This is a genomic window from Bacillus sp. FJAT-29790, assembly GCF_019039215.1.
Taxonomy (GTDB): Bacteria; Bacillota; Bacilli; order Bacillales; family Cytobacillaceae; genus Cytobacillus.
Genome location: NZ_JAHNZZ010000001.1, coordinates 2,438,726 through 2,443,181, shown reverse-complemented (window position 1 = coordinate 2,443,181; position 4,456 = coordinate 2,438,726). Strand labels below are relative to the sequence as shown.

At 40.7% G+C, this 4,456-nt stretch carries 5 protein-coding genes; all 5 read left to right on the top strand.

Annotation, left to right across the window (positions count from 1 at the left end; translation table 11 throughout):
- Window positions 1-184 precede the first annotated feature (184 nt).
- The 5 genes from BGM26_RS11560 (at window position 185) to trxA (ending at window position 4,341) form a co-directional block, all read left to right on the top strand.
- Window positions 185-766 carry a fatty acid metabolism transcriptional regulator FadR gene (locus BGM26_RS11560; protein WP_217039963.1) on the top strand — a complete coding sequence of 194 codons (582 nt, stop codon included), beginning with the start codon at window positions 185-187 and terminating at the stop codon, window positions 764-766.
- Between the two features lie 376 nt (window positions 767-1,142).
- Window positions 1,143-1,922 carry an enoyl-CoA hydratase gene (locus BGM26_RS11555; RefSeq protein ID WP_217039962.1) on the top strand — a complete coding sequence of 260 codons (780 nt, stop codon included), beginning with the start codon at window positions 1,143-1,145 and terminating at the stop codon, window positions 1,920-1,922.
- 136 nt (window positions 1,923-2,058) lie between these two features.
- A complete protein-coding gene (locus BGM26_RS11550; RefSeq protein ID WP_217039961.1) occupies window positions 2,059-2,832 on the top strand; it encodes an electron transfer flavoprotein subunit beta/FixA family protein in 774 nt (257 codons plus the stop codon).
- Window positions 2,833-2,880: 48 nt separating this feature from the next.
- Window positions 2,881-3,858: an electron transfer flavoprotein subunit alpha/FixB family protein gene (locus tag BGM26_RS11545; protein ID WP_217039960.1), complete on the top strand. Its 978-nt coding sequence runs from the start codon at window positions 2,881-2,883 to the stop codon at window positions 3,856-3,858.
- Window positions 3,859-4,026: 168 nt separating this feature from the next.
- Entirely contained in the window at window positions 4,027-4,341 is a 315-nt protein-coding gene (trxA, locus tag BGM26_RS11540) for a thioredoxin (RefSeq protein ID WP_217039959.1), read from the top strand.
- Window positions 4,342-4,456: the final 115 nt, after the last annotated feature.

The following is a 4,456-nucleotide window of genomic DNA, read 5'->3' as shown; positions in this document are numbered from 1 at the left end:
AGGCTCCCGTCCCTCCCCGCGGAAAGCAAGTGCCCGCAGCGGAAATCAACGGGCAAACTTTTGAGGGCTAATAATAACTATATATGCGAAAAGAACCAAAAAAAAATGAATCGACTTATTTTACATGACTTTTAGTAGCTAAAACAGAACGGTAATTTGTTGTTTCTTGAAAGGAGGGAAAAGATTGAAAAGGAATAAACCTAAATACCGCCAAATCATTGATGCAGCAGTGATTGCAATTGCAGAGAATGGCTATCACAATGCTCAAATATCTAAGATTGCCAAACAGGCTGGCGTCGCTGATGGTACGATTTACTTATATTTCAAGAACAAAGAAGATATACTGATCTCTCTCTTTCAAGAAAAAATGGGAAACTTTGTTGAAAAAATAGAAGAAAAGATTGCAGGAAAAGAGACGGCCGCAGAGAAGTTATTAATGATGGTTGAAACGCACTTTACTATGCTCTCGGAGGATCGTCACCTGGCCATCGTAACTCAGTTGGAGCTTAGACAATCAAACAAAGACCTTCGTCATAAAATTAATGAAGTCCTTAAAGGATATCTTTCTTTAGTAGAAAGAATTTTAATTGACGGAAAAGAAAACGGGGAGTTTTCTCCTTCGCTTGATATACGATTGGCTCGGCAAATGGTGTTTGGAACAATGGACGAGACCGTTACAACATGGGTGATGAATGATCAAAAGTATGATATTGCCGCTTTGGCAAGCCCAGTTCATCAATTACTTCTTAAAGGGTGCGGAGCATAGAAAAGTGGAAGCGCCTTCGGAATAATCAATGAACAGATATATCCTACGAGAACTGAGTGAAAATATGGAGGGCTGACCAGCTAAGTGTGTCACGCGATGTGGCAACGTCGACAATAGTACGTTCTGTACGGCGGAGTTCGACAACCATTTAACTCGTAGAGACTAAATATTTTTTAACTTTATTCAGCATAAGTCTCTATACGAATTTAAGTGGCGAGATGAATGCAAAAAGGTATCCAATTCAGTGGGGGTTCAAACCCCGGCTGAATAAAGGTAAGCCTCCGGTGGATGCCTCAGATTTTTATAGAGCAAGCTCGAAAAACTCTGGGCGCAAATACGCCAAGGCGAATTTGATAATATGAGGGAGAGATAAAAAGTGGAATATTTAAAATGGGCCTATCAAGATTTGGTTGCTACAATAACAATTGAACGGCCGCCTGCAAATGCTCTTTCTTCAGGGGTATTAAAAGAGCTATCGGCTGTTTTAGACGAAATTGAAACAAATGATGAAGTTAGGGTCATTCTGATTCATGGGGAAGGGCGCTTCTTCTCCGCTGGCGCTGATATTAAAGAATTCACCACGATTAGTACCGGGGATGAATTCTCAAAGCTTTCCACATTTGGACAAGACCTTTTTGAAAGAATGGAGAAATACCCGAAACCGATTATTGCAGCGATTCATGGAGCTGCGCTTGGCGGCGGTTTGGAGCTGGCAATGGGATGCCACTTCAGATTAGTAGCTGAAAATGCAAAGCTTGGACTACCTGAGCTGCAGCTTGGATTAATTCCGGGATTTGCTGGTACACAGCGGCTTCCACGCTTTGTAGGGACAGCGAAAGCGGCGGAAATGCTGTTTACGAGTGACCCGATTACCGGATTAGAAGCAGTTCAGTACGGGTTAGCAAACCACGCATACCCTGAAGCTGAATTGTTGGAAAATGCTTACAAGATGGCCAAGAAAATCGCGAAGAAAAGCCCAGGTTCTATCAAAGCAGCAATTGAACTTTTAAATTATACGAAAACAGAAAAATATTATGATGGGGTCAAGAAGGAAGCGAAGCTATTCGGAGAAGTGTTCGTTTCAAGTGACGGTAAAGAGGGAATTTCGGCCTTTATTGAAAAAAGAGAACCGAATTTTACCGGGAAATTAGAATAATTAATAATTTTACTATAACAATTATTCTAGCAATCTATTATAATAGTTTACATGGGAATAAGTTAAACCCCGTACGCCAAAAATTTTCATAATCTTTCGAAGTTAATGAAATGTTTTTATACTTAGGAGGGAAATCATGAACATCTATGTATTATTGAAAAGAACGTTTGATACGGAAGAAAAAATTGCGATTTCAGGCGGGAAAATAAACGAAGATGGCGCTGAATTCATCATTAATCCTTATGATGAATATGCGATTGAAGAAGCGATTCAAGTGCGAGATGCACAAGGTGGAGAGGTTATTGTTGTCTCTGTTGGGAGCGAAGAAACGGAAAAGCAACTTCGTACGGCACTGGCAATGGGTGCTGATAAAGCTGTGCTAATTAATACAGAGGATGATTTGGAATATGGCGATCAATTTACAACTGCCAAGATTCTATCCGAATATTTAAAAGATAAAAAAGCAGACTTGATTATTGCTGGAAACGTAGCGATTGACGGCGGATCTGGTCAAGTCGGGCCACGTGTAGCAGAACTTCTTGATATTCCTTACGTTACGACCATTACAAAGCTGGACATTGAAGGTGGCAAGGCGACAGTTGTCCGCGATGTCGAAGGGGACTCCGAGGTAATTGAGACATCACTTCCTCTTTTAGTCACAGCTCAGCAAGGTTTAAACGAGCCGCGCTACCCTTCATTACCAGGGATTATGAAGGCGAAGAAAAAGCCGCTTGACGAACTGGAGCTAGACGATCTTGATCTTGAAGAAGACGATGTAGAAGCGAAGACAAAAACAATCGAAATTTATTTACCGCCGAAGAAGGAAGCAGGGAAAGTACTTGAAGGCGAGTTAGCAGAACAAGTAAAAGAACTTGTCAGACTCCTTCATACAGAAGCGAAAGTAATATGATCGAAAGAAATTCAGGGAATAAGAATAATATCGCAGGGGGTTAACATAATGGCTAGAAAAGTATTAGTACTAGGTGAAGTCCGTGACGGATCATTGCGTAACGTGTCTTTCGAAGCGGTTGGAGCAGCAAAAACGGCAGCTGATGGCGGAGAAGTTGTAGGTGTATTAATTGGCGATTCTGTAAGCGCTTTTGGCGATCAATTAATCCATTTTGGAGCGGATCGTGTAATTACAGTGGAAGATGAAAAACTGAAACAATATACACCTGATGGCTTTTCCCAGGCAATTCTAGCAGTCATTCAAGCTGAGAACCCGGAAGGTCTAATATTTGGACATACGGCATTAGGGAAGGACCTTGCTCCTAAAATTGCTGCGAAATTAAATGCTGGATTAATTTCAGATGTGACAAACTTAGAAGAGGCTGGAGGAAATCTCGTATTCACTCGTCCGATTTACTCTGGTAAAGCATTTGAAAAGAAAATTATTTCAGATGGTATCGTTTTTGCAACAATTCGTCCAAATAATATCAGCACGTTAGAAAAAGATGAATCAAGAACTGGTGATGTTACTTCTTTATCTGTAGATATTAAAGACTTACGGACGATTATTAAAGAAGTTGTTCGCAAAGCAAGCGAAGGGGTAGATCTTTCAGAAGCTAAGGTAGTCATTGCTGGCGGACGCGGTGTCAAAAGTGAAGAAGGATTTGAGCCATTAAAAGAGCTTGCGAAAGTTTTAAATGGTGCAGTTGGCGCTTCACGTGGTGCATGCGATGCGGATTATTGTGATTATTCATTACAAATTGGTCAAACCGGGAAAGTCGTCACACCCGACCTTTATATTGCCTGCGGTATTTCAGGCGCCATCCAGCATCTTGCCGGTATGTCAAACTCAAAAGTAATCGTAGCCATCAATAAAGACCCTGAAGCTAACATCTTCAAAGTGGCTGACTACGGAATTGTCGGAGATCTATTTGAAGTCGTCCCAATGTTAACGGAAGAGTTTAAAAAATTACTAATAAATGCATAATGGTTCAATCATTCGGGCGGCGCTTAGCCGCTTGTTTTCATGATCACAACGCACGAATATTTTCTTGAATTCATGGGTAAATTACGTTCGAGCAAATTGTTAGCATCAATGAAAAAACGGTGATATACTGTCGTTAGAATACGAGTTGAATAATAGGAGGCTATTTAAATGGCAATTACAAACGCTACAGATCAAACTTTTACTGCCGAAACGGAATCTGGATTAGTCCTTGCTGACTTCTGGGCTCCATGGTGCGGACCTTGTAAAATGATCGCTCCAGTGCTAGAAGAATTAGATTCTGAAATGGGCGAAAAAGTGAAAATTGTAAAAGTCGATGTGGATGAAAACCAAGAGACAGCTGGAAAATTTGGTGTTATGAGCATCCCAACACTTATCGTTCTTAAAGACGGTGAAGTAGTAGATAAAGTTGTCGGCTTCCAGCCGAAAGAAGCACTTGCAGAATTGCTTACAAAACATGCATAATAAGTAGAGCGTAAAACTCTTCTTAAAATAAAACCCCCGGCTTCGATTCGAGAAGTCCGGGGGTTTTTAAAAATGGCTGTTTTCGTAAACTTTGTTGTTCTTTTATATGATTTTA

Bases quoted from the DNA above. Each gene is read 5' to 3' on its own strand.
- BGM26_RS11550 (WP_217039961.1), top strand. From the start codon at position 2,059: ATGAACATCTATGTATTATTGAAAAGAACGTTTGATACGGAAGAAAAA.
- BGM26_RS11545 (WP_217039960.1), top strand. From the start codon at position 2,881: ATGGCTAGAAAAGTATTAGTACTAGGTGAAGTCCGTGACGGATCATTG.
- trxA (WP_217039959.1), top strand. From the start codon at position 4,027: ATGGCAATTACAAACGCTACAGATCAAACTTTTACTGCCGAAACGGAA.